Raw genomic sequence first — 22,879 nt, 5'->3', positions numbered from 1 at the left:
CGGGGTTTTTTTTTGCCCGGCGGGCAGTGAACCAGGCAACAGTAAGGTGGATCAACCATGCAGTTAACCGTGCGCGATATGACGCTCAACCTCTCCCATCCGCAGGTGATGGGCATCCTCAACGTGACGCCGGATTCGTTTTCCGACGGCGGCCGCCACAACACGCTGAACCAGGCGCTGTTGCACGCGCATGCGCTGATTTCGGCCGGTGCCACGATGATCGACATCGGCGGCGAGTCGACCCGGCCGGGGGCGGCGGAGGTGAGCGAAGAGGAGGAGCTTGAGCGGGTCGTGCCGGTGGTGGAAGCGCTGGCGCAGCGCTTCGAAGTCTTTATCTCGGTCGATACCTCCAAAGCGGGCGTGATCCGCGAGTCGGCGCAGGCCGGCGCCCACCTGATCAACGACATTCGCTCGCTGCAGGAGCCAGGTGCTCTCGTGGCAGCGGCGGAAAGCGGCCTGCCGGTTTGCCTGATGCACATGCAAGGGCAGCCGCGCACCATGCAGCAGGCGCCGCACTACGACGATCTGATCGCCGATGTTCAGGCGTTTTTCGCACACCATATCCGGCGTTGCAACGAGGCGGGGATAACAAATCAGAAATTGCTGCTCGACCCAGGCTTCGGTTTCGGTAAAAATTTGGCGCACAACTATCAGCTTCTGGCCCGGTTGTCGGAGTTTCATCGTTTTGGTTTACCGCTGTTGGTCGGTATGTCGCGCAAATCGATGATTGGACAACTGCTGAATGTGCCGCCGGATCAACGGGTTATCGGCAGCGTGGCCTGCGCGGTGATCGCAGCGATGCAAGGCGCGCAGATTGTCAGAGTGCATGACGTTAAAGAAACCGTCGAGGCGATGCGTGTCGTCGAGGCAACACTTTCAGCTAAGGGACAGTAGAGACATGAGCGAGCGCAAATATTTTGGCACCGACGGCATCCGTGGCAAGGTCGGGGACAGCCCCATCACGCCGGACTTCGTGCTGAAGCTGGGCTGGGCGGCCGGTAAAGTGCTGGCGCGTCACGGTTCGCGCAAGATCATCATCGGTAAGGATACGCGCATCTCAGGTTATATGCTGGAGTCCGCGCTGGAAGCCGGCCTGGCGGCCGCAGGGCTGTCCGCCTCCTTCACCGGGCCGATGCCTACTCCGGCGGTGGCCTATCTGACGCGCACCTTCCGCGCCGAAGCGGGCATTGTCATCTCCGCTTCGCATAACCCGTTTTATGACAACGGCATCAAGTTCTTCTCGATCGACGGCGCCAAGCTGCCGGACAACGTCGAAGAAGCGATCGAAGCCGAGATGGAAAAGCCGCTGACCTGCGTCGAGTCCGCCGAGTTGGGTAAAGCCAGCCGCATCATCGACGCCGCCGGCCGCTACATCGAATTCTGCAAAGGCACCTTCCCGAGCGAGCTGAGCCTGAAGGGGCTGAAAATCGTGGTCGACTGCGCCAACGGGGCGACTTACCACATCGCGCCGAGCGTGCTGCGCGAGCTGGGCGCGACGGTGATCGCCATCGGCGTTGAGCCGGACGGCATGAACATCAACGAAAAATGCGGTGCTACCGACGTACGTCAGCTGCAGGAACGCGTACTCAAGGAAAAAGCGCACGTTGGCCTGGCGTTCGACGGCGACGGCGATCGCGTGATGATGGTGGACCACCTGGGCAACAAGGTGGACGGCGATCAGATCCTGTACATCATCGCCCGCGAAGGCCTGCGTCAGGGCCAGCTGCGCGGCGGCGCAGTCGGCACCCTGATGAGCAATATGGGGCTGGAGCTGGCGCTGAAACAGCTGGGCATTCCGTTCGCTCGCGCCAAAGTGGGCGACCGCTACGTATTGGAGAAGCTGCAGGAGCTGGGCTGGCGCATCGGTGCGGAAAACTCCGGCCATGTGATCCTGCTGGACAAAACCACCACCGGCGACGGCATCGTGGCCGGGCTGCAGGTGCTGACCGCCATGGTGCGCAACCACATGAGCCTGCATGACCTGTGCAGCGGCATGAAGCTGCTGCCGCAGATCCTGGTCAACGTGCGTTTCGCCGGCGAGCACAACCCGCTGGAGTCCGACGCGGTGCGCAAGGTTACCGAACAGGTGGAAGCCGAACTGGCCGGCCGCGGCCGGGTGCTGTTGCGTAAATCGGGCACCGAACCGCTGATCCGCGTGATGGTGGAAGGCGAGGACGAACAGCAGGTGACCGCGCTGGCGCATTGCATCGCCGACGCGGTGAAATCCGCAGGTTAAAACAGACAGTTAGCCGCCGGGCTCGGTGAAGCCGAGCCCGAATCGGCGATTGTTGGCGTTTTTTTCCGCAAACGCGCCGGCGGCTGCAAATTGCCCTTGCGCGGGTTGGCGGCTTTGGTTAGTATTCACACCCGCTTCAGTAGGCAGTTTATAAAAACGCCTGCTTGATGAGTGTGAAGCATTTGGCATGCGGTTAGGCCGCAAGGATACGGGTACTACTATGTACGAAGCTCTTCTGGTAATTTTCCTGCTGATCTCAATCGGGCTGGTTGCTCTGATTATGCTGCAGCAAGGTAAAGGCGCTGATATGGGAGCCTCTTTCGGAGCAGGTGCATCAGGCACGTTGTTCGGTTCGAGTGGTTCCGGTAACTTTATGACCCGCATGACAGCTGTGTTGGCGACGCTGTTCTTCGTCATCAGCCTGATTTTGGGCAACCTCAGCAGCAACCAAAGCAAGAAAGGCAGCGAGTGGGAAAACCTGGGTCAGCCGGTGAAAACTGAGCAGACAACCGCGCCGGCAGCACCAGCCAAGCCGAGCAGCGATATCCCGCAGTAAGCCGCAACAGAGTTTGAAAACGGTGGTTGTGAACTCGAAGGAACAACGGCCGTTAGCAGTAAGAATCAGTACCGAGGTGGTGGAATTGGTAGACACGCTACCTTGAGGTGGTAGTGCCCTAACGGGCTTGTGGGTTCGAGTCCCATCCTCGGTACCAAATCCCAGAGATAACTTGCAATTTTGCGATTATCGGCGTAGTATTTGCCACGTTTTCGGACGCGGGGTGGAGCAGCCTGGTAGCTCGTCGGGCTCATAACCCGAAGGTCGTCGGTTCAAATCCGGCCCCCGCAACCACTTTCCTTTAAGTGTTTATTTTCAAATACACTTTTCGATTGAAACCCGCTTTTCTCGATCAACATTTGAAAATGACACTTGCTCGAAAGTTGTACCGAGGCCGCCTAGCGGCAAACAGGGTCCAGTTGCATAAAGCCCCGATTTTTCGGGGTTTTTTGTTATTTGGCAACAGAATCACTGGGCTATTTAGCCCTTTTTTTATGTCTTGGGGGTGGGCTTGTCCACATTAGAGCAACAGTTAACAGAGATGCTTTCGGCACCGGTAGAAGCGTTGGGCTTTGAGCTTGTAGGCATCGAATTCATTCGTGCGCGCCAATCGACGCTCCGCATCTATATTGATAGTGATAACGGCATCAATGTTGATGATTGCGCTGATGTCAGCCACCAGGTCAGCGCTGTATTGGACGTCGAAGATCCAATCACGGTCGCTTACAACTTGGAAGTCTCCTCTCCTGGCCTTGATCGCCCGATGTTCACCGCAGAGCACTATACGCGTTTCCTCGGTGAAGAAGTCAGCCTGGTCCTGCGCATGGCGGTACAGAACCGTCGCAAGTGGCAGGGTATTATCAAGTCTGTCGAAGGCGAGATGATCACGGTTACTGTGGAAGGGAAAGATGAAGTGTTCGCGCTGAGCAACATCCAGAAAGCGAACCTGGTACCCCACTTTTAAAGTTTGGAAGAGGCAACTAGGATGAACAAAGAGATTCTGGCTGTTGTTGAAGCAGTTTCCAATGAAAAATCCCTTCCGCGCGAGAAGATTTTCGAAGCGCTGGAAACTGCATTAGCCACCGCAACCAAGAAAAAATACGAGCAGGAAATCGACGTGCGCGTCAGCATTGACCGCAGAACCGGCGATTTCGATACCTTCCGCCGTTGGGTCGCCGTAGACGAAGTGACTCAGCCAACGCGTGAAATCACGCTGGAAGCCGCTCAGTTTGAAGATCCGAGCATCGAGCTCGGCGGCTACGTCGAAGATCAGATCGAATCCGTGACCTTCGACCGTATCACCACCCAAACCGCCAAGCAGGTTATCGTGCAGAAAGTGCGCGAAGCCGAGCGTGCGATGGTGGTTGACGCTTTCCGTGAACACGAAGGTGAGATCGTCACCGGCGTGGTGAAGAAAGTGAACCGTGACAGCATCGCGCTGGATCTGGGCAACAACGCCGAAGCGGTGATTGGCCGTGAAGACATGCTGCCGCGCGAAAACTTCCGTCCGGGCGACCGCATTCGCGGCGTACTGTACGCCGTGCGTCCAGAAGCTCGCGGCGCGCAGCTGTTCGTCAGCCGTTCCAGCCCGGAAATGCTGAAAGAACTGTTCCGCATCGAAGTGCCGGAAATCGGCGAAGAAGTGATCGAGATTAAAGCGGCAGCCCGCGATCCTGGCTCCCGCGCGAAAATTGCAGTGAAAACCAACGACAAGCGCATCGACCCGGTCGGCGCCTGCGTAGGTATGCGCGGTGCGCGCGTTCAGGCCGTGTCGAGCGAGCTCGGCGGCGAACGTATCGACATCATCCTGTGGGATGACAACCCAGCGCAATTCGTCATCAACGCCATGGCGCCGGCCGACGTCGCGTCGATCGTGGTAGACGAAGATAACTGCACCATGGATATCGCCGTTGAAGCCAGCAACCTGGCGCAGGCGATCGGCCGTAACGGCCAAAACGTGCGTTTGGCTTCCCAGCTGCTGAAACAACACCGCGGCGACGATCGTTGGGAACTGAACGTGATGACGGCGGACGACCTGCAGGCCAAGCACCAGGCCGAGGCTCATGCCGCTATTGATACCTTCACCAAGTATCTTGATATCGACGAAGATTTCGCCACCGTACTGGTTGAAGAAGGCTTCTCCACGCTGGAAGAGCTGGCCTACGTGCCGATCAAAGAGCTGTTGGAAATCGACGGTCTGGATGAAGATACGGTTGAAGCATTGCGCGAACGCGCCAAAGCTGCATTGACCACGCTGGCCCTGGCACAAGAAGAAAGCCTGGGCGACAACAAACCGGCCGACGATTTGCTCAACCTGCCGGGACTTGAGCGCAGCATGGCCTTTAAACTGGCCGCGCGTGGGGTTTGTACGCTGGAAGATCTTGCCGAGCAGGGTGTTGACGATCTGGCTGATATTGAAGGGCTTAGCGACGAGCAAGCCGGCGAGCTGATCATGGCTGCACGCAATATCTGTTGGTTTGGCGACAACGCGTAATAACTGTAGCAGGAAGGAACAGCATGACGACAGATGTAACCGTAAAATCGCTGGCAGCAGAGATTCAGACTCCGGTTGATCGCCTGGTACAGCAGTTTGCTGATGCAGGGATCAACAAGTCCGAGTCGGACTCTGTTACCCAGCAAGAAAAAGAAACATTGCTGGCGCACCTGAACCGTGAACACGGCAGCGCGCCGGGTAAACTCACTTTGCAGCGCAAAACGCGCAGCACCTTGAATATCCCGAGCACCGGCGGTAAAAGTAAATCGGTGCAAATTGAGGTCCGCAAGAAACGCACTTATGTAAATCGCGATACGCAGGAAGCCCAGTTGGCTGAAGCGGCAGAGCAGGCACAGCGTGAAGCGGAAGAGCAGGCACGGCGCGAAGCGGAAGAGCTCGCAAAACGCGAAGCGGAAGCGAAGCGCGCTGCCGAAGAGCAAGCCAAACGTGAGGCCGCGGAGATTGCTAAGCGTAATTCAGCGGAAAAAGAAAAAGTGACCAATCAACATACCGACGAAATGACCAAGCCAGCTCAGGCGGAAAAAGCACGCCGTGAAGCCGAAGCCGCTGAACTGAAACGCAAAGCGGAAGAGGAAGTGCGCCGCAAGGTTGAAGAGGAAGCCAAGCGCGTGGCGGAAGAAGCCCGTCGCATGGCCGAAGAGAACGGCGAGAAGTGGGCCGAAGCCGACGCGGCAAGCGCCGCGGTTGAAAGCGCCGACTATCACGTGACCACCTCTCAGCACGCCCGTGCCGCAGAAGACGAGAACGACGCCAAAGTTGAAGGCGATCGTCGCAGCCGCACCCGCGGCGGCAAAGCCACCAAGCAGAAGAAAGGCAACAAGCTGTCCGAATCCAAAGCGGATCGCGAAGAAGCGCGCGCCGTTACCCGTGGTGGTAAAGGCGGCAAACGCAAGCCTAGCGCGCTGCAACAAGGCTTCAACAAGCCGGCGCAGGTGGTTAACCGTGACGTAGTGATCGGCGAAACCATCACCGTGGCCGAGTTGGCCAACAAGATGGCGGTAAAAGGTTCTCAGGTCATCAAAGTGATGATGAAGCTGGGCGCTATGGCTACCATCAACCAGGTTATCGACCAGGAAACCGCACAGCTGGTTGCCGAAGAGATGGGCCACAAAGTTATTCTGCGTCGTGAAAACGAGCTGGAAGAAGCGCTGATGAGCGACCGTGATACGGGCGCTGCGGCCGAGCCGCGTGCGCCGGTCGTGACCATCATGGGTCACGTTGACCACGGTAAAACCTCTCTGCTGGACTACATCCGCTCCACCAAAGTGGCGGCGGGCGAAGCCGGCGGCATTACCCAGCACATCGGTGCCTACCACGTAGAAACCGAGAACGGCATGATCACCTTCCTGGATACCCCGGGCCACGCCGCGTTTACCTCGATGCGTGCTCGCGGCGCTCAGGCGACTGACATCGTGGTTCTGGTGGTGGCGGCCGACGACGGCGTGATGCCACAGACCATCGAAGCTATCCAGCACGCGAAAGCGGCGCAGGTGCCGTTGGTGGTTGCGGTGAACAAAATCGACAAGCCGGAAGCCGATCCGGACCGCGTTAAGCAGGAACTGTCTCAGTACGGCGTGATGCCGGAAGAGTGGGGCGGCGAAGCGCAGTTCGTCCACGTGTCCGCGAAAGCCGGTACCGGTATCGACGAGCTGCTGCAGGCTATCCTGCTGCAGGCCGAAGTGCTGGAGCTGAAAGCGGTTCGCAGCGGCATGGCGAGCGGCGTAGTGATCGAGTCCTTCCTGGATAAAGGCCGTGGCCCGGTTGCCACCGTGCTGGTTCAGGAAGGTACGCTGAACAAGGGCGACATCGTCCTGTGCGGCTTCGAATACGGCCGTGTGCGTGCGATGCGCGACGAGCTGGGCCGTGAAGTGACCTCCGCCGGCCCGTCTATCCCTGTGGAAATCCTGGGTCTGTCCAGCGTGCCTGCAGCGGGTGACGAAGCGACCGTGGTGCGTGACGAGAAGAAAGCGCGTGAAGTGGCGCTGTACCGTCAGGGCAAATTCCGCGAAGTCAAACTGGCGCGTCAGCAGAAGTCCAAGCTGGAAAACATGTTCGCCAACATGACCGACGGCGAAGTGTCCGAGCTGAACATCGTACTGAAGTCCGACGTACAGGGTTCTTGCGAAGCGATCAGCGACTCGCTGCTGAAACTCTCCACCGACGAAGTGAAGGTGAAGATTGTCGGCTCCGGCGTAGGTGGGATCACCGAAACCGACGCGACGCTGGCTGCGGCATCCAACGCCATCATCCTGGGCTTCAACGTGCGTGCCGACGCTTCTGCGCGCCGCGTCATCGAAGCGGAAAGCCTGGATCTGCGTTATTACTCCGTGATCTATAACCTGATCGACGAAGTGAAGCAGGCGATGAGCGGTATGCTGGCGCCGGAATACAAGCAGCAGATCATCGGCCTGGCCGAAGTGCGCGACGTGTTCAAATCGCCTAAGTTCGGCGCTATTGCCGGCTGTATGGTTACCGAAGGGACCATCAAGCGTCACAACCCAATCCGCGTACTGCGCGACAACGTGGTTATCTACGAAGGCGAGCTGGAATCCCTGCGCCGCTTCAAAGATGACGTTAACGAAGTCCGTAACGGCATGGAATGTGGTATCGGCGTTAAGAACTATAACGACGTGCGCGTCGGCGACATGATCGAAGTGTTCGAAATCATTGAGATCCAACGCACCATCGCTTAACGATTGCACATCTGCTTATATCTGTTTACGGGGGGCCTTTGTGCCCCCCGATTTGTCTGGAGAATCCAAAATGGCAAAAGAATTCAGCCGCGGTCAACGCGTGGCGCAAGAGATGCAGAAAGAGATTGCGATCATTCTGCAACGTGAAGTGAAAGATCCGCGCGTCGGCATGGCGACCGTGTCCGGCGTAGAAGTGTCCCGTGACCTGGCGTATGCCAAGGTTTACGTCACCTTCCTCAACGTGCTGACCGAGAACCACGATCCGGATCTGGTCACTAACGGCATTAAAGCGTTGCAGGACGCCTCCGGCTACATCCGCACCCTGCTGGGCAAAGCGATGCGCCTGCGCGTGGTGCCGGAGCTGACCTTCGCCTACGACAACTCCCTGGTGGAAGGCATGCGCATGTCCAACCTGGTGACCAACGTGGTGAAGAACGACGCCGAGCGCCGTTCCGCCTCAGGCGATGACAAGGAGGACTAATGAGTCGCCCTCGTCGCCGCGGCCGTGATATCCACGGCGTGCTGTTGCTGGACAAGCCGCAGGGTTTGTCGTCCAACGATGCGCTGCAAAAAGTAAAACGCCTCTACAACGCGAACCGGGCGGGCCATACCGGCGCGCTCGATCCGTTGGCGACCGGCATGCTGCCTATCTGCTTGGGCGAAGCGACCAAGTTTTCGCAATACCTGCTCGATTCCGATAAACGCTATCGGGTGATCGCCAAACTGGGGCAGCGTACCGATACCTCCGACGCCGACGGCCAGATCGTGCAGGAGCGCCCGGTGAACTTCACCCAGGCGCAGCTCGACGCGGCGCTGGACACCTTCCGCGGCGACATCCAGCAGGTGCCTTCGATGTATTCGGCGCTGAAATACCAGGGCAAGAAACTCTACGAGTATGCGCGCCAGGGGATTGAAGTGCCGCGCGAAGCGCGCAGCATCACGGTGTACGAGCTGCAGTTTATCCGCTGGGAAGGGGATGAGCTGGAGCTTGAGATCCACTGCTCGAAAGGCACCTACATCCGCACCATCACCGACGATCTCGGCGAGCTGCTGGGCTGCGGCGCGCACGTGATCTATCTGCGCCGCCTGCAGGTGGCGACTTACCCGATCGCGCGCATGGTGACGCTGGAACAGCTGAACGCCTTGTTGGCACAGGCACAGGAACAAGCGATCGCCCCCGGCGAGCTGCTCGATCCGCTGCTGATGCCAATGGACAGCCCGGTTGAGAACTATCCGGAAGTGAATTTGCTGCCGGTGGTGGCGGGCTACGTCAAGCAGGGGCAACCGGTGCAGGTGGCCGGCGCGCCGGCTTCCGGCATGGTGCGCATCACCGAGGGTGAAGAGCGGAAATTCATCGGCGTTGGCGACATCGCCGAGGATGGTCGCGTGGCGCCGCGCCGCCTGGTGGTCGAACATTTCGACTGACGGCGGGGCACTGCGTTGCCTTGCGATCGCACTGCGCTAAGAGTAGAATGGCGCAGCTTATGCATTGGGTTGCTGAATTAGAGATCGGCGCCTGTTTTTATTATCTATAATCTGGAGTATTACAATGTCTCTAAGTGTTGAAGCTAAAGCTCAAATCGTAGCTGATTTCGGTCGTGGTACTAACGACAGCGGTTCTACCGAAGTTCAGGTTGCCCTGCTGACTGCGCAGATCAACCATCTGCAAGGCCACTTCTCCGAGCACAAAAAAGATCACCACAGCCGTCGTGGTCTGCTGCGTATGGTTTCTCAGCGTCGTAAGCTGCTGGACTACCTGAAGCGTAAAGATGTAGCACGTTACACCAGCCTGATCGAGCGTCTGGGTCTGCGTCGCTAATCTAGCAAGTTTCAGTGGAAAGGGGCCTATTTTGGCCCCTTTCTTCTAGGAAGCATAAGCAAATCAGGTTAATGTATTACTGATGTTTCCAAACAGGCTCTTCCGTTACAGAGGTTCGCGCGGCTAATGAGAGGCTTTATCTCCCGCCTGAGGTAAGGATTGTCATTAGTCGCGAGGATGTAGTGAGAAGGCAAATCGAGTCACAGGCGTGTCGAGTCGTCAATGCGATTGCGCGCCGCTAATCAAGGATATAATTTTGCTGACACCGATCATTCGCAAATTCCAGTATGGCCAGCATACCGTCACCATCGAAACCGGTATGATGGCTCGTCAGGCCACCGCCGCCGTTATGGTGAGCATGGATGACACCGCCGTATTCGTTACCGTCGTTGGCCAGAAAAAAGCCAAGCCGGGCCAGAGCTTCTTCCCGCTGACGGTTAACTACCAAGAGCGTACCTACGCTGCCGGCCGTATTCCGGGCAGCTTCTTCCGTCGCGAAGGCCGTCCGAGCGAAGGCGAGACCCTGACTTCCCGTCTGATCGACCGCCCGATCCGCCCACTGTTCCCGGACAGCTTCCTGAACGAAGTTCAGGTGATCGCGACCGTGGTTTCCGTTAACCCGCAGGTGAACCCGGACATCGTTGCGATGATCGGTGCTTCCGCGGCCCTGAGCCTGTCCGGTATTCCGTTCAACGGCCCAATCGGCGCAGCGCGCGTGGGTTACATCAACGACCAGTACGTGCTGAACCCGACTACCGACGAGCTGAAAGAAAGCCGTCTGGATCTGGTGGTTGCCGGTACTGCCGGCGCGGTGCTGATGGTTGAATCCGAAGCGGAAGTGCTGAGCGAAGATCAGATGCTGGGCGCCGTGGTGTTCGGCCACGACCAGCAGCAAGTGGTTATCGAAAACATCAATTCCCTGGTTGCCGAAGCCGGCAAGCCGAAGTGGGATTGGCAGGCCCCTGCGGTCAACGAAGCGCTGCACGCGCGCGTGGCTGAACTGGCCGAAGCTCGCCTGGGCGACGCTTACCACATCACCGAGAAACAAGAGCGTTACGCTCAGGTTGACGCGATCAAAGACAGCGTCGTTGAAACCCTGCTGGCGCAGGACGAAACGCTGGACGCCGGTGAAATTCAAGACATCCTGGGCAACCTGGAGAAGAACGTGGTGCGCAGCCGCGTACTGCGTGGCGAGCCGCGTATCGACGGCCGTGAAAAAGACATGATCCGTGGCCTGGACGTGCGTACCGGCGTACTGCCGCGCACCCACGGTTCCGCGCTGTTCACCCGTGGCGAAACTCAGGCGCTGGTTACCGCGACCCTGGGCACCGCCCGCGATGCGCAAAGCCTGGATGAGCTGATGGGCGAGAAGACCGACAGCTTCCTGTTCCACTACAACTTCCCTCCGTACTCCGTAGGCGAAACCGGCATGGTCGGTTCACCTAAGCGTCGTGAAATTGGTCACGGTCGCCTGGCGAAACGCGGCGTATTGGCTATGATGCCTAAGCAGGAAGATTTCCCGTACACCGTTCGCGTGGTGTCTGAAATCACCGAATCCAACGGTTCTTCTTCCATGGCTTCCGTGTGCGGCGCGTCTCTGGCGCTGATGGACGCCGGTGTGCCAATCAAGGCCGCCGTTGCGGGTATCGCGATGGGCCTGGTGAAAGAAGCCGACAACTATGTGGTTCTGTCCGACATTCTGGGTGACGAAGATCACCTGGGCGACATGGACTTCAAAGTGGCCGGTAGCCGCGACGGTATCACCGCGCTGCAGATGGACATCAAAATCGAAGGCATCACCCGCGAAATCATGCAGGTGGCCCTGAACCAGGCCAAGGGCGCGCGTCTGCACATCCTGGGCGTGATGGAACAGGCTATCAGCACCCCGCGCGGCGATATCTCCGAATTCGCACCGCGTATTCATACTATCCGCATCAACCCGGATAAGATTAAAGACGTGATCGGTAAGGGCGGTTCCGTTATCCGCGCACTGACCGAAGAGACTGGCACTACCATCGAAATCGAAGATGATGGTACAGTTAAAATCGCTGCGACCGACGGTGAGAAGGCGAAATTCGCTATCCGTCGTATCGAAGAGATCACGGCAGAGATCGAAGTGGGCCGTATCTATCAGGGTAAAGTGACCCGTATCGTTGATTTCGGCGCGTTCGTCGCTATCGGCGGTGGTAAAGAAGGCCTGGTGCACATTTCTCAGATCGCCGACAAGCGCGTCGAGAAAGTGACCGACTATCTGCAGATGGGTCAGGAAGTGCCGGTTAAGGTGCTGGAAGTTGACCGTCAGGGCCGCGTGCGTCTGAGCATCAAAGAAGCGATGGCGCCGGAAGCGGGTTCACCTGCGCCTGAAGCAGAATAACTGTATAGATAGTTTTACAGCTCCCCGCCATGGGGTTGGGAGCTGTTCGTGTCGCGCGGGTAGGATGCCCGCGTTTTAGCAAACGGAGGACAGGACGTTCATCCAATGTTTGTCTTCGGGAGTGGGAAATGAAGCCTTTCTTGCGCTGGTGTTACGTTGCGACAGCACTCATGCTGGCAGGATGCAGCAACCATGATTGGCGTAAAGACGAAGTTTTGGCAATCCCGTTGCAGCCAACGTTGCAGCAGGAAGTGATCCTGGCGCGCATGGAACAAATTCTTGCCAGCCGGGCACTGACGGACGACGAACGCGCACAGCTTTTATATGAGCGCGGTGTGCTGTATGATAGCCTCGGGTTACGTGCTTTAGCGCGCAATGATTTCTCGCAGGCGCTGGCGATACGTCCCGACATGCCGGAAGTTTTCAACTACCTGGGCATTTACTTAACGCAGGCAGGCAATTTTGATGCTGCCTATGAAGCGTTTGATTCTGTACTAGAGCTTGATCCAACTTACAATTACGCGCGTTTAAACCGGGGCATCGCACTGTATTATGGCGGCCGCTTCCCGTTGGCGCAGGATGATCTGCAGGCGTTTTATCAAGACGACCCAAACGATCCCTTCCGTTCGTTATGGCTGTATCTGGTGGAGCGAGAAATCGATCCCAAGAAGGCCGAGGTAGCGCTTCAGCAGCGCTATGACAAAGCGGACAGAGGGCAATGGGGATGGAATATTGTCGAATTCTACCTGGGCAAGATCAGCGAAAAAACGCTGATGGAACGCCTCAAGGCAGATGCAACGGATAACACTTCGCTCGCTGAGCATCTCAGTGAAACTGACTTCTATTTGGGTAAACACTACCTGAGTCTGGGGGACAAGGACACCGCTTCGGCGCTGTTCAAACTGACGGTGTCTAACAACGTTCACAACTTCGTTGAGCACCGCTATGCATTGTTGGAATTGGCGCTTTTGGGCCAAGAGCAAGACGACCTATCGGAATCGGACCAGCAATAGCTGACGAACACCTATCAGCCTGATGGACATTGGTTTTTAACCAAAGTTATCGCCTTCACGGGTGAGGGCTTTTTTGTTCGTTTTATAATCTAATTTGAGCCGGTTCACACTTTTCAATGAAAATGACTGAAAATTTTCTCGACGAGTTATGTAGACTGGCTGCCATTATTAATGAGGCACGTGTACATGACGACTGAGTTTGAAACCTCTTTTGCCGATCTGGGGCTGTCTGCTCCAATCATTTCCGCCCTGAACGATCTGGGCTATGAAAAACCATCTCCGATCCAGGCTGAGTGTATTCCTCACCTGTTGAACGGCCGCGACGTGCTGGGCATGGCACAGACCGGTAGTGGTAAAACCGCAGCGTTCTCGCTGCCGCTGCTGCACAACCTGCAGGCAGACCTGAAAGCACCTCAGATCCTGGTGCTGGCACCGACCCGCGAACTGGCGGTTCAGGTTGCCGAAGCGATGACCGATTTCTCCAAACACATGAACGGCGTTAACGTGGTGGCCCTGTACGGCGGCCAGCGTTACGACGTGCAGCTGCGCGCTCTGCGCCAGGGCCCGCAAATCGTTGTGGGTACCCCAGGCCGCCTGCTGGACCACCTGAAGCGCGGTACCCTGAACCTCTCTAACCTGAGCGGTCTGGTGCTGGATGAAGCCGACGAAATGCTGCGCATGGGCTTTATCGAAGACGTAGAAACCATCATGGCTGAGATCCCGGCTGAACATCAGACCGCGCTGTTCTCCGCCACCATGCCGGAAGCGATCCGTCGCATCACCCGCCGCTTCATGAAAGAGCCGCAGGAAGTGCGCATCCAGTCCAGCGTGACTACCCGTCCGGACATCAGCCAGAGCTACTGGTCGGTCTACGGCATGCGTAAAAACGAAGCGCTGGTGCGTTTCCTGGAAGCGGAAGACTTTGACGCGGCGATCATCTTCGTGCGCACCAAGAACGCGACCCTGGAAGTGGCCGAAGCGCTGGAGCGCAGCGGTTACAGCAGCGCCGCGCTGAACGGCGACATGAACCAGGCGCTGCGTGAGCAGACCCTGGAGCGCCTGAAAGACGGTCGTCTGGATATCCTGATCGCGACCGACGTTGCGGCCCGTGGCCTGGACGTTGAGCGCATCAGCCTGGTTGTCAACTATGACATCCCGATGGACTCCGAGTCTTACGTTCACCGTATCGGCCGTACCGGTCGTGCGGGCCGCGCCGGCCGCGCGCTGCTGTTCGTGGAAAACCGCGAACGCCGCCTGCTGCGCAACATTGAACGCACCATGAAGCTGACCATCCCGGAAGTGGAACTGCCGAACGCAGAACTGCTGGGCGAGCGTCGTCTGGCCAAGTTCGCCGCGAAAGTTCAGCAGCAGCTGGAAAGCAGCGATCTGGATCTGTACCGCGCACTGCTGACCAAACTGCAGCCGGAAGAAGAGCTGGATATGGAAACCCTGGCCGCAGCGCTGTTGAAAATGGCACAGGGCGAACGTCCGCTGATCCTGCCACCGGATCCGGTCTTCAAACCGCGCCAGCGCCGCGAATTCAACGACCGTGACGATCGTCGTGGCGACCGTCGCGACAGCCGCGATAGCCGTGACGGCGATCGTCCGCGTCGCGAACGTCGTGACGTTGGCGAAATGCAGCTGTACCGCATCGAAGTGGGCCGTGACGATGGCGTAGAAGTGCGTCACATCGTTGGCGCTATCGCTAACGAAGGCGACATCAGCAGCCGTTACATCGGTAACATCAAGCTGTTCGCGTCCCACTCCACCATCGAGCTGCCAAAAGGCATGCCGGGCGAGATCCTGAATCACTTCACTCGCACCCGCATCCTGAACAAGCCGATGAACATGCAGCTGCTGGGTGATGCACAGCCGTTCGAACGTCGCGAGCGTCGTGACGGTGGCAACGGCGGTGAGCGTCGCGGCAACGGTAACGGTCGTCCGTTCAACGGCGAACGTCGCGAAGGCGGCCCACGTCGTTCCTTCGGCGAACGTCGTGAAGGCGGCAACGGCGGCGAGCGTCGTGGCGGTAACTACAACCGCGACGGCAAGCCGGCGCCACGCCGTGATGACGGCGCACCGGCAGCACCACGTCGTCGTTTCGGCGACGCGTAATCGCCGATTCGCCGTGCGCGGTGAAGCGCTCTGAAAAACCAGCCTGCGGGCTGGTTTTTTTATGCCTGAAAGTTGCCGTCAAACGCCCCTGAATGGCGTATCATTCATAAGGTTTTTTCTTACGGATGATATGCACGGGAGATGCCATGAGTTGGCAGCAGTTCAAATCTCAATACCTGGTGCGCTTTTGGGCACCGCTGCCGGCGGTGATTGCCGCCGGGATCCTTTCTACTTACTACTTCGGCATGACCGGCACCTTCTGGGCGGTGACCGGCGAGTTCACCCGCTGGGGCGGCCATGTGCTGCAGTGGTTCGGCCTGCACCCCGAGCAGTGGGGCTATTTCAAGGTTATCGGCCTGCAGGGCACGCCGCTGGAGCGCATCGACGGGCGCATGATCATCGGCATGTTCGCCGGCTGCATCGCCGCCGCGCTGTGGGCCAACAACATCAAGCTGCGCCAGCCGCAGCACCGCATTCGCATCGTGCAGGCGCTGCTGGGCGGCATCATCGCCGGCTTCGGCGCGCGCCTGGCGATGGGCTGTAACCTGGCGGCATTCTTCACCGGCATTCCGCAGTTCTCGCTGCACGCCTGGTTCTTCGCGCTGGCGACCGCCGCCGGCTCCTACTTTGGTGCCAAATTCACGCTGCTGCCGATGTTCCGCATCCCGGTCAAATTGCAAAAGGTGAAGGCCGCCGCGCCGCTGACGCAGAAGCCTGAGCAGGCGCGCCGCCGCTTCCGGTTGGGCATGGCGGTCTTCGGCCTGGCGGTGGCCTGGTCGCTGTGGACGCTGTTCGATGCGCCGAAGCTCGGCATCGCCATGCTGTTCGGCATCGGCTTCGGTCTGCTGATCGAACGCGCGCAGATCTGCTTCACCTCTGCGTTCCGCGATCTGTGGATCACCGGCCGCACCCACATGGCGAAAGCCATCATCATCGGCATGGCGGTGAGCGCCATCGGCATCTTCAGCTACGTGCAGCTCGGCGTGGCGCCGAAGATCATGTGGGCCGGCCCGAATGCGGTGCTGGGCGGCTTGCTGTTCGGCTTCGGCATCGTGCTGGCCGGCGGTTGCGAGACCGGCTGGATGTACCGCGCGGTGGAAGGGCAGGTGCACTACTGGTGGGTGGGGCTCGGCAACATCATCGGCGCCACGCTGCTGGCCTATTACTGGGACGATCTGGCGCCGGCGCTGGCGACCGACTACGACAAGATCAACCTGCTCGACACCTTCGGTCCGATCGGCGGCCTGCTGGTGACTTACCTGCTGCTGGCGCTGGCCTTCGTCGCCATGCTGTGGTGGGAGAAACGCTTTTTCCGCGCCCGGCCTGAGGCGCAAGTAGTGAATTTGAGGAGCATGCCATGAAAGAGACCGCGATAGTGCCGGACTACCGGCTGGACATGCTGGGCGAGCCTTGCCCATACCCGGCGGTGGCGACGCTGGAGGCGATGCCGCAGCTGAAGCCGGGAGAAATCCTGGAGGTGATCAGCGATTGCCCGCAGTCGATCAACAACATTCCGCTCGATGCGCGCAACCACGGCTACAAGGTGCTGGATATCCAGCAGGACGGGCCGACCATCCGCTATCTGATCCAGCGTTAACGCCGAGGCGGTGGGGTTCCCACCGCCTTTTCGCGTTTTATCCCTTCACGACGTCGCCTTTCACTCCGGCGACAATCTCGAACGAACGCAGCCGCGCCTGATGATCGAAGATCTGGCCGTTGACCATGATCTCGTCGGCATCGGTTTCACGCAGCAGCGTTTGCAGCCCGTGGCGCACGGTTTTTTCATCGCCGACGATCGACATCCGCAGCGCCTGCTCGACGCCGTATTGCTCACCGGCGGTCCACAGGGCGTGGATGTTATCCACCGGCGGCGGCAGCGGGCCGGGCGATCCGCGGCGTAGGTTGATGAACTGCTGCTGCATCGAGCTGAACAGGAAGCGCGCATCGCTGTCGCTGTCGGCGGCGATCACGTTGACGCACACCATGGCGTGCGGCTGCGCCAGCTGTTTGGACGGTTTGAAGTTCTCGCGGTACAGCTGCAGCGCCTGGAACAGCATATCCGGGGCGAAGTGCGAGGCGAAGGCGAACGGCAGGCCAAGCTGCGCCGCCAGCTGCGCGCTGTAGAGGCTGGAGCCGAGCAGCCAAAGCGGCACGTGCAGCCCCTGGCCCGGCACCGCCTGCACCGGCTGGCCGGGCTGCGCATCGCAGAAGTAGTGTTGCAGCTCCTGCACGTCGCGCGGGAAGGTATCCACATCGCCGGACAGGTGGCGGCGTAGCGCCATCATGGTGCGCTGATCGGTGCCGGGCGCCCGGCCCAGCCCCAGATCGATGCGGCCAGGGTAGAGCGACTCCAGCGTGCCGAACTGTTCGGCGATCACCAGCGGCGCATGGTTCGGCAGCATCACGCCGCCGGAGCCGAGGCGAATGCTCTGGGTGCCGGCGGCCAGATAGCCCAGCAGCACCGAGGTGGCGGCGCTGCCGATGCCGGTCATGTTGTGGTGCTCGGCCAGCCAGTAGCGCCGGTAGCCCCAGCGTTCGGCGTGCTGCGCCAAATCCAGCGAACAGTGGAAAGCGTCGCGCGCTTTGGCCCCTTGTGGGATTGGCGATAAATCCAGTACCGACAGCGGTACGGCAGTGTTTTCAGTCATGACATCGTCCATCAGAGAGTGGATCGCTTAAAGGGCGATTGCAGGCGTCTGCATACCAAAAAGCCGAAAATGATGCTTTTTAGTGTTAAAAGCATAATCCAATTTATAGTTATAAAAGAGGAGATATGTGCTTGTGATATCCTCATGAGAGCAATGGTGTTTTTTGGAGCAATTTGAGATATGGAAATGATTATCCCCGCCCGCCGCTTACCGTTCCGGGAGCCGACATAATGAAAAAAAAGACGTTGTTTACCCTGTTGCTGATGATGGTGGCGATCGCATTGGCGATCCTGTTCCGCGCGCATAATCAGGATCTGTTACTGCAGGGTGAAGTAGACGCCCCCGAAGTGATCGTCGCTTCCAAAGCGAAAGGCCGGGTGGTTGAACGCCTGATCGAACGCGGCGACGACGTGAAAAGCGGCCAGCTGATTATTCAGCTCGACAGCCCCGAACTGATGGCGCAGCTGCGTTCCGCCCAGGCGACGCGCGACGAAGCCAAGGCTCAGCTCGATCAGTCGCTGCACGGCACCCGTGAAGAGAGCATCCGCAACCTGCGCGCCAATCTGGCGCAGGCCGAGGCGCAGTACCGCAACGCGCAAAACGACTACAACCGCAACCTGAGCGTGTCCGGCAAGGGCTATATCTCGAAGTCCGAGCTGGACGCTTCGCGCCGGGCGCGCGATACCGCCTTCCAGCAGGTGCAGGCGGCCAAGGCCAATCTGGACGAAGGTATCAACGGCGACCGCGTCGAGCTGCGGCAACAATACGCGGCGGCGCTGCGGGCGGCAGAAGAGAACCTGCTGCAGATCCAGGCGCAGAGCGACGATCTGCAGGTGAAAGCGCCGGTAGACGGCGAAGTGGGGCCGATCCCGGCCGAAGTGGGTGAATTGCTGAACGCCGGCAGCCCGCTGGTGACGCTGATCCGGGTACCGGACGCCTATTTCGTGTTTAACCTGCGCGAAGACATTCTGGCCCACGTGCGCAAAGGCGACAAGGTCAAGCTGCGGGTGCCGGCGCTGAAGGACAAAATGATCGACACCGAGGTGCGCTACATCGCGCCGCTGGGGGATTACGCCACCAAGCGCGCCACCCGCGCCACCGGCGACTTCGACCTGAAAACCTTCGAAGTGCGCCTGTATCCGTCACAGCCGGTGGACGGCCTGCGTCCGGGGATGAGCACCTTATGGCAATGGAAAGAGTAAGGGCCGGCTGGCGCTGCTTCAGTCACGCGTTCGACAAAGAGTGTCGCGTCGCCTTTCGCAGCCCGGTGGTGCACTGGCTGAGCTGGATCTTTCCGCTGATCCTGTTTGGGCTGATCAGCAGCAACTTCTCCGAAGGCACGCTGCTCGATCTGCCGGTCTCGGTGGTGGACAGCGATCACAGCCCGTTGTCCAAGTCGCTGACGCGGCGGTTGGATGCGGGTTCGCACGCCCACGTCGAGGCCTACGGCGGCGGGCTGCCGGAGTCACTGAACCGCCTGCGCAGCGCGCAGGATTACGCGTTGCTGTACATCCCGCCGGACTTTGAGGCCAACGCGCTGTCGGGAAAGCAGCCGAGCGTGGTGATGTATTACAACGCGCTGTTCTACGGCGCCGGGTTGTACTCCACCCAGGACTTCGGCGGCCTGATGAACGAAATCAACGCCAGCACCCGCAGCATCATCGCCACCGAGATGGGCAAATCGCTGCCGCCGCTGGCGAACGTGACGCTCTCTTACGGCAGCCTGTTCAACGCCAGCGGCAGCTATATCTATTACCAGCAGTTCGCCGCCACCATTCACCTGCTGCAGCTGTTCGTGGTGACCTGCATGATCTACGTGCTGGCGCGCAGCAAATCGCTGCTGCAGGCCAAGCCGTTCAGCCTGGCGCTGCTCGGCAAGCTGGCGCCTTACACGCTGTGTTTCACCACCCTGCTGATGGTGGAGATCGCGGCGCTGGTCGGCATCTTTGACGCCCGCGTCAGCGGCAACCCGCTGTTTATGCTGATGATCGGCCTGTTTTACGTGATGGCGGCGCAGAGCATCGGCCTGCTGCTGTACACCTTTACCGGCAGCACCATCACCGCCTACAGCCTGATCGGTATTTTGGTCAGTATCGCGATGACCTTCTCCGGCATGGCGGTGCCTGAGCTGTCGATGCCGCTGCCGGCGCGCATCATTTCCAACATCGAACCGCTGACCCACGCGCTGTACGCGATGTTCGACGTATTCCTGCGGCAGGTGCATGCCAGCGCCATCTTCAGCGTGTGCGCGCTGCTGGCGGTCTACCCGCTGGTGGCCGCGCTGCTGGTGCGCAATCGCCTGCCGGCGCGGCTGGCAAAAGAGGGGAACGCCGGATGAAGCTCTATTGGCAAACCTTCGTTAAGGTGCTGCTCGGCATGCTCGAGCGGCCGGTGTGGCTGATGCTGATCCTGTCGCTGTGCATCATGAGCATGGTGTACGCCAACCGCACGGTGTGGGATCTGCCGGTGGGGGTGGTTGATCAGGACCACAGTGCCGCCAGCCGCCAGCTGATCCGTCAGCTGGACGCCACCTCCAAGATCGCGATTGAAACCTACGACAGCCTGGAACAGGCGCAGCGCGATCTCGGCTGGCGCAAGCTGTTTGCGGTGATCATCATGCCGGTGGATCTGGAGAAGAAGATCCTCAGCGGGCAGAACATCGTGGTGCCGGTGTACGGCGACGCCACCAACCGCCTGGCCAATGGCCAGATCCAACAGGACGTGGTGGCGGCCTACCAGCAGCTGCTGACGGAGTACAACAACGGGCTGCTGCTGCGCAGCGGCTTCAGCGAACGGCAGGCGCAGATACTGCTGACGCCGATACTGGGGCAAACGCTGGACGTGTTTAACCCCGGTATCAGCTTTGCGGCGATCATCTTCCCCGGCCTGCTGGTGATGCTGTTGCAGCACTCGCTGCTGATCGCCTGTATCCGCGTCAACATTGCCATGAAGAGCATACCCGGCGGCAAGGCGCCGCTGGCGGCACACCTCGGCGGGCTGACGGCGCTGCTGCCGATCTGGCTGTTCCTGTCGATCGTGCTGTTCGTGCTGTGGCCGTGGGTATTGGGCTACAGGCAGACGGCGAACATCGCCGAACTGCTGCTGCTGACCTTCCCGTTCCTGCTGGCGGTACTGGGGCTGGGCAAGCTGGTGACCGAGTGCCTGCGCAGCGTCGAAATGATCTACCTGACGCTGGCGTTCATCACCACGCCGATCTTCTACCTGTCCGGCACCATCTGGCCGCTGCAGTCGATGCCGGCCTGGGTGCGCGCCATCTCGTACAGCATTCCCTCCACCTGGGGCACCAAGGCGATCGCCGGCGTCAACCAGATGGGGCTGTCGCTGAACGAAGTGTGGGGCGACGTGATGATGATGCTGGTGCTCGGCGTGGTCTACACCCTGCTGGGCTTCGGCGTCGGCTTCTTGCGCAACAGCGTGGCGCTGCGCGGGATGTTCAGGAAGCGGCGGGTGTAGGCGGTATCGTGTTGTTATAAAAGAAGAGTTTTGGTGACTTGGTTTTATTGTGTAGGCTGTTTTTTTTATTTTATAGAATTCAAAGGGTTATGTAATCATCTGGATACCTAAATTGCGGTACAGTTTTATAGCTTCAGAAAGCTTAGTTAATTCAATTGGATATATTTAGAGTGTTCCCCACGCGAGTGGGGATAAACCGTACACCGCCTGCATGCCAACACGAAAACGCTCGTGTTCCCCACGCGAGTGGGGATAAACCGGAAAAATATGATTTTCAATGTGTGATTCATCAGTGTTCCCCACGCGAGTGGGGATAAACCGCGGTCGATGCCGTTTTGCTCGTAGTAAAGCGGGTGTTCCCCACGCGAGTGGGGATAAACCGGATGGTGGTTGCCTTCTTCAACTGCTTTTCCCCGTGTTCCCCACGCGAGTGGGGATAAACCGTCGTACCGCAGGAGACTCCCCGCACATGGCGAGTGTTCCCCACGCGAGTGGGGATAAACCGATCAGAACGCCGTGTGGCCGCAGCACGCGGAAGTGTTCCCCACGCGAGTGGGGATAAACCGGGCCCAATATGCACCATCTGTGGTGGAAAGCCGTGTTCCCCACGCGAGTGGGGATAAACCGGCGGTGTAATCGTCATCCAGTTGGATGAAGTAGTGTTCCCCACGCGAGTGGGGATAAACCGGCGAAGACTGATAGCGCCAGAACAACGCGAACGTGTTCCCCACGCGAGTGGGGATAAACCGCTGCTCGTTCAGATTGGCTGTGTTGAGCAGCGGTGTTCCCCACGCGAGTGGGGATAAACCGAGTACGTCTCCGCCCTAACGCAGCGCATCGCCGTGTTCCCCACGCGAGTGGGGATAAACCGTCCGCGTATGTGCATCGCTATCTCGTCTGCACGTGTTCCCCACGCGAGTGGGGATAAACCGGGGGATGCATGACACTAACTCCTAATCTGAGGGTGTTCCCCACGCGAGTGGGGATAAACCGTGTGCCCCCCATCAACGCATCGTTGATGTCCCGTGTTCCCCACGCGAGTGGGGATAAACCGGCGATCACCTTTATCAGCGGTGACAAGTTGAAGTGTTCCCCACGCGAGTGGGGATAAACCGTGATCGAGGCCGACGAACTGGAAGCCCATCTGGTGTTCCCCACGCGAGTGGGGATAAACCGTACCGATGCGCGGTTTGATTCATATTATCAACGTGTTCCCCACGCGAGTGGGGATAAACCGTTCCGCTGTGGAGGGTGAGTCTGTTGAATATGGTGTTCCCCACGCGAGTGGGGATAAACCGGCTGCCACAGGCTAATGCCGATCGTTTAAGAACACTTGAACGATCCACTCAGTAAGAGACAATCCGGATTCAGCCCTCTGATTCCGGATTTTTTTATGTCTGAACACGATATGGATTTCGTTGTTGATGTTTGCCCTT

At 59.0% G+C, this 22,879-nt stretch carries 19 protein-coding genes, 2 tRNA genes and 1 CRISPR repeat array; of the genes, 20 read left to right on the top strand and 1 reads right to left on the bottom strand.

The features are described from left to right. The first annotated feature begins 57 nt into the window (after positions 1–57). From folP to yedF, 17 genes are all read left to right on the top strand, one after another. The gene (gene folP / locus M6G53_RS15865) at positions 58–894 is read left to right on the top strand and encodes a dihydropteroate synthase (protein WP_253332876.1); all 837 of its coding nucleotides are present in this window, start codon (positions 58–60) and stop codon (positions 892–894) included. A 4-nt stretch (positions 895–898) separates the two neighbouring features. Then, the gene (gene glmM / locus M6G53_RS15860; RefSeq protein WP_253332874.1) at positions 899–2,236 is read left to right on the top strand and encodes a phosphoglucosamine mutase; all 1,338 of its coding nucleotides are present in this window, start codon (positions 899–901) and stop codon (positions 2,234–2,236) included. Between the two features lie 220 nt (positions 2,237–2,456). After that, positions 2,457–2,792 carry a preprotein translocase subunit SecG gene (gene secG, locus M6G53_RS15855; protein WP_004933519.1) on the top strand — a complete coding sequence of 112 codons (336 nt, stop codon included), beginning with the start codon at positions 2,457–2,459 and terminating at the stop codon, positions 2,790–2,792. Between the two features lie 70 nt (positions 2,793–2,862). Beyond that, positions 2,863–2,949 (top strand) — tRNA-Leu (locus M6G53_RS15850). A 60-nt stretch (positions 2,950–3,009) separates the two neighbouring features. Further along, positions 3,010–3,086: transfer RNA gene (locus M6G53_RS15845), tRNA-Met, on the top strand. 217 nt (positions 3,087–3,303) lie between these two features. Next, a complete protein-coding gene (gene rimP, locus M6G53_RS15840) occupies positions 3,304–3,756 on the top strand; it encodes a ribosome maturation factor RimP (RefSeq protein WP_028127574.1) in 453 nt (150 codons plus the stop codon). A 21-nt stretch (positions 3,757–3,777) separates the two neighbouring features. Further along, positions 3,778–5,286: a transcription termination factor NusA gene (gene nusA, locus M6G53_RS15835; protein ID WP_004933514.1), complete on the top strand. Its 1,509-nt coding sequence runs from the start codon at positions 3,778–3,780 to the stop codon at positions 5,284–5,286. Positions 5,287–5,309: 23 nt separating this feature from the next. Continuing rightward, positions 5,310–8,000 (top strand): translation initiation factor IF-2, encoded by a 2,691-nt coding sequence (infB, locus tag M6G53_RS15830; RefSeq protein ID WP_073531383.1) that lies wholly within the window; start codon positions 5,310–5,312, stop codon positions 7,998–8,000. Positions 8,001–8,070: 70 nt separating this feature from the next. Then, positions 8,071–8,481, top strand: a complete 411-nt coding sequence (gene rbfA / locus M6G53_RS15825) for a 30S ribosome-binding factor RbfA (RefSeq protein WP_004933508.1) — start codon at positions 8,071–8,073, stop codon at positions 8,479–8,481. Next, positions 8,481–9,425, top strand: a complete 945-nt coding sequence (gene truB / locus M6G53_RS15820) for a tRNA pseudouridine(55) synthase TruB (protein WP_004933505.1) — start codon at positions 8,481–8,483, stop codon at positions 9,423–9,425. Before rbfA ends, truB begins: the two co-directional genes overlap by 1 nt. A 124-nt stretch (positions 9,426–9,549) precedes the next feature. After that, positions 9,550–9,819: a 30S ribosomal protein S15 gene (rpsO, locus tag M6G53_RS15815; protein ID WP_004933502.1), complete on the top strand. Its 270-nt coding sequence runs from the start codon at positions 9,550–9,552 to the stop codon at positions 9,817–9,819. A 256-nt stretch (positions 9,820–10,075) separates the two neighbouring features. After that, positions 10,076–12,193, top strand: a complete 2,118-nt coding sequence (gene pnp, locus M6G53_RS15810; RefSeq protein ID WP_253332872.1) for a polyribonucleotide nucleotidyltransferase — start codon at positions 10,076–10,078, stop codon at positions 12,191–12,193. A 128-nt stretch (positions 12,194–12,321) separates the two neighbouring features. Further along, a complete protein-coding gene (nlpI, locus tag M6G53_RS15805; RefSeq protein ID WP_004933495.1) occupies positions 12,322–13,206 on the top strand; it encodes a lipoprotein NlpI in 885 nt (294 codons plus the stop codon). A 116-nt stretch (positions 13,207–13,322) separates the two neighbouring features. After that, positions 13,323–13,403, top strand: a complete 81-nt coding sequence (yrbN, locus tag M6G53_RS25595; RefSeq protein WP_099032700.1) for a protein YrbN — start codon at positions 13,323–13,325, stop codon at positions 13,401–13,403. Continuing rightward, a complete protein-coding gene (locus M6G53_RS15800) occupies positions 13,393–15,321 on the top strand; it encodes a DEAD/DEAH family ATP-dependent RNA helicase (RefSeq protein WP_197833194.1) in 1,929 nt (642 codons plus the stop codon). The genes yrbN and M6G53_RS15800 overlap by 11 nt, the downstream gene beginning before the upstream one ends. Positions 15,322–15,467: 146 nt before the next feature. Beyond that, positions 15,468–16,682 (top strand): selenium metabolism membrane protein YedE/FdhT, encoded by a 1,215-nt coding sequence (gene yedE, locus M6G53_RS15795; protein ID WP_253332870.1) that lies wholly within the window; start codon positions 15,468–15,470, stop codon positions 16,680–16,682. Further along, on the top strand, positions 16,679–16,918 hold the full coding sequence (yedF, locus tag M6G53_RS15790) for a sulfurtransferase-like selenium metabolism protein YedF (RefSeq protein WP_123893220.1): 240 nt from the start codon (positions 16,679–16,681) through the stop codon (positions 16,916–16,918). Before yedE ends, yedF begins: the two co-directional genes overlap by 4 nt. Before the next feature lie 37 nt (positions 16,919–16,955). Here yedF and M6G53_RS15785 read toward each other — a convergent pair whose 3' ends face one another. Next, complete coding sequence (locus M6G53_RS15785; RefSeq protein WP_253332868.1) at positions 16,956–17,969, bottom strand: luciferase-like monooxygenase; 1,014 nt, start codon at positions 17,967–17,969, stop codon at positions 16,956–16,958. A gap of 230 nt (positions 17,970–18,199) precedes the next feature. Between M6G53_RS15785 and M6G53_RS15780 the strand changes: the two genes are divergently transcribed. The 3 genes from M6G53_RS15780 to M6G53_RS15770 are packed head-to-tail and all read left to right on the top strand — an operon-like array spanning position 18,200 to position 21,443. Next, the gene (locus tag M6G53_RS15780; RefSeq protein ID WP_060452835.1) at positions 18,200–19,171 is read left to right on the top strand and encodes an HlyD family secretion protein; all 972 of its coding nucleotides are present in this window, start codon (positions 18,200–18,202) and stop codon (positions 19,169–19,171) included. Further along, positions 19,153–20,307, top strand: coding sequence for an ABC transporter permease (locus tag M6G53_RS15775; protein WP_253332866.1), 1,155 nt, complete (start codon positions 19,153–19,155; stop codon positions 20,305–20,307). Before M6G53_RS15780 ends, M6G53_RS15775 begins: the two co-directional genes overlap by 19 nt. Continuing rightward, positions 20,304–21,443, top strand: coding sequence for an ABC transporter permease (locus M6G53_RS15770; protein ID WP_253332864.1), 1,140 nt, complete (start codon positions 20,304–20,306; stop codon positions 21,441–21,443). The genes M6G53_RS15775 and M6G53_RS15770 overlap by 4 nt, the downstream gene beginning before the upstream one ends. 170 nt (positions 21,444–21,613) lie before the next feature. Further along, a CRISPR array of direct repeats spans positions 21,614–22,741; the repeat unit is 29 nt; unit sequence GTGTTCCCCACGCGAGTGGGGATAAACCG. Positions 22,742–22,879 lie beyond the last annotated feature (138 nt).

Origin of the sequence: Serratia nevei, assembly GCF_024160145.1 — a bacterium.
In the GTDB taxonomy this organism is placed as follows: domain Bacteria; phylum Pseudomonadota; class Gammaproteobacteria; order Enterobacterales; family Enterobacteriaceae; genus Serratia; species Serratia nevei_A.
This window is presented reverse-complemented; position numbering and strand designations above follow the sequence as displayed.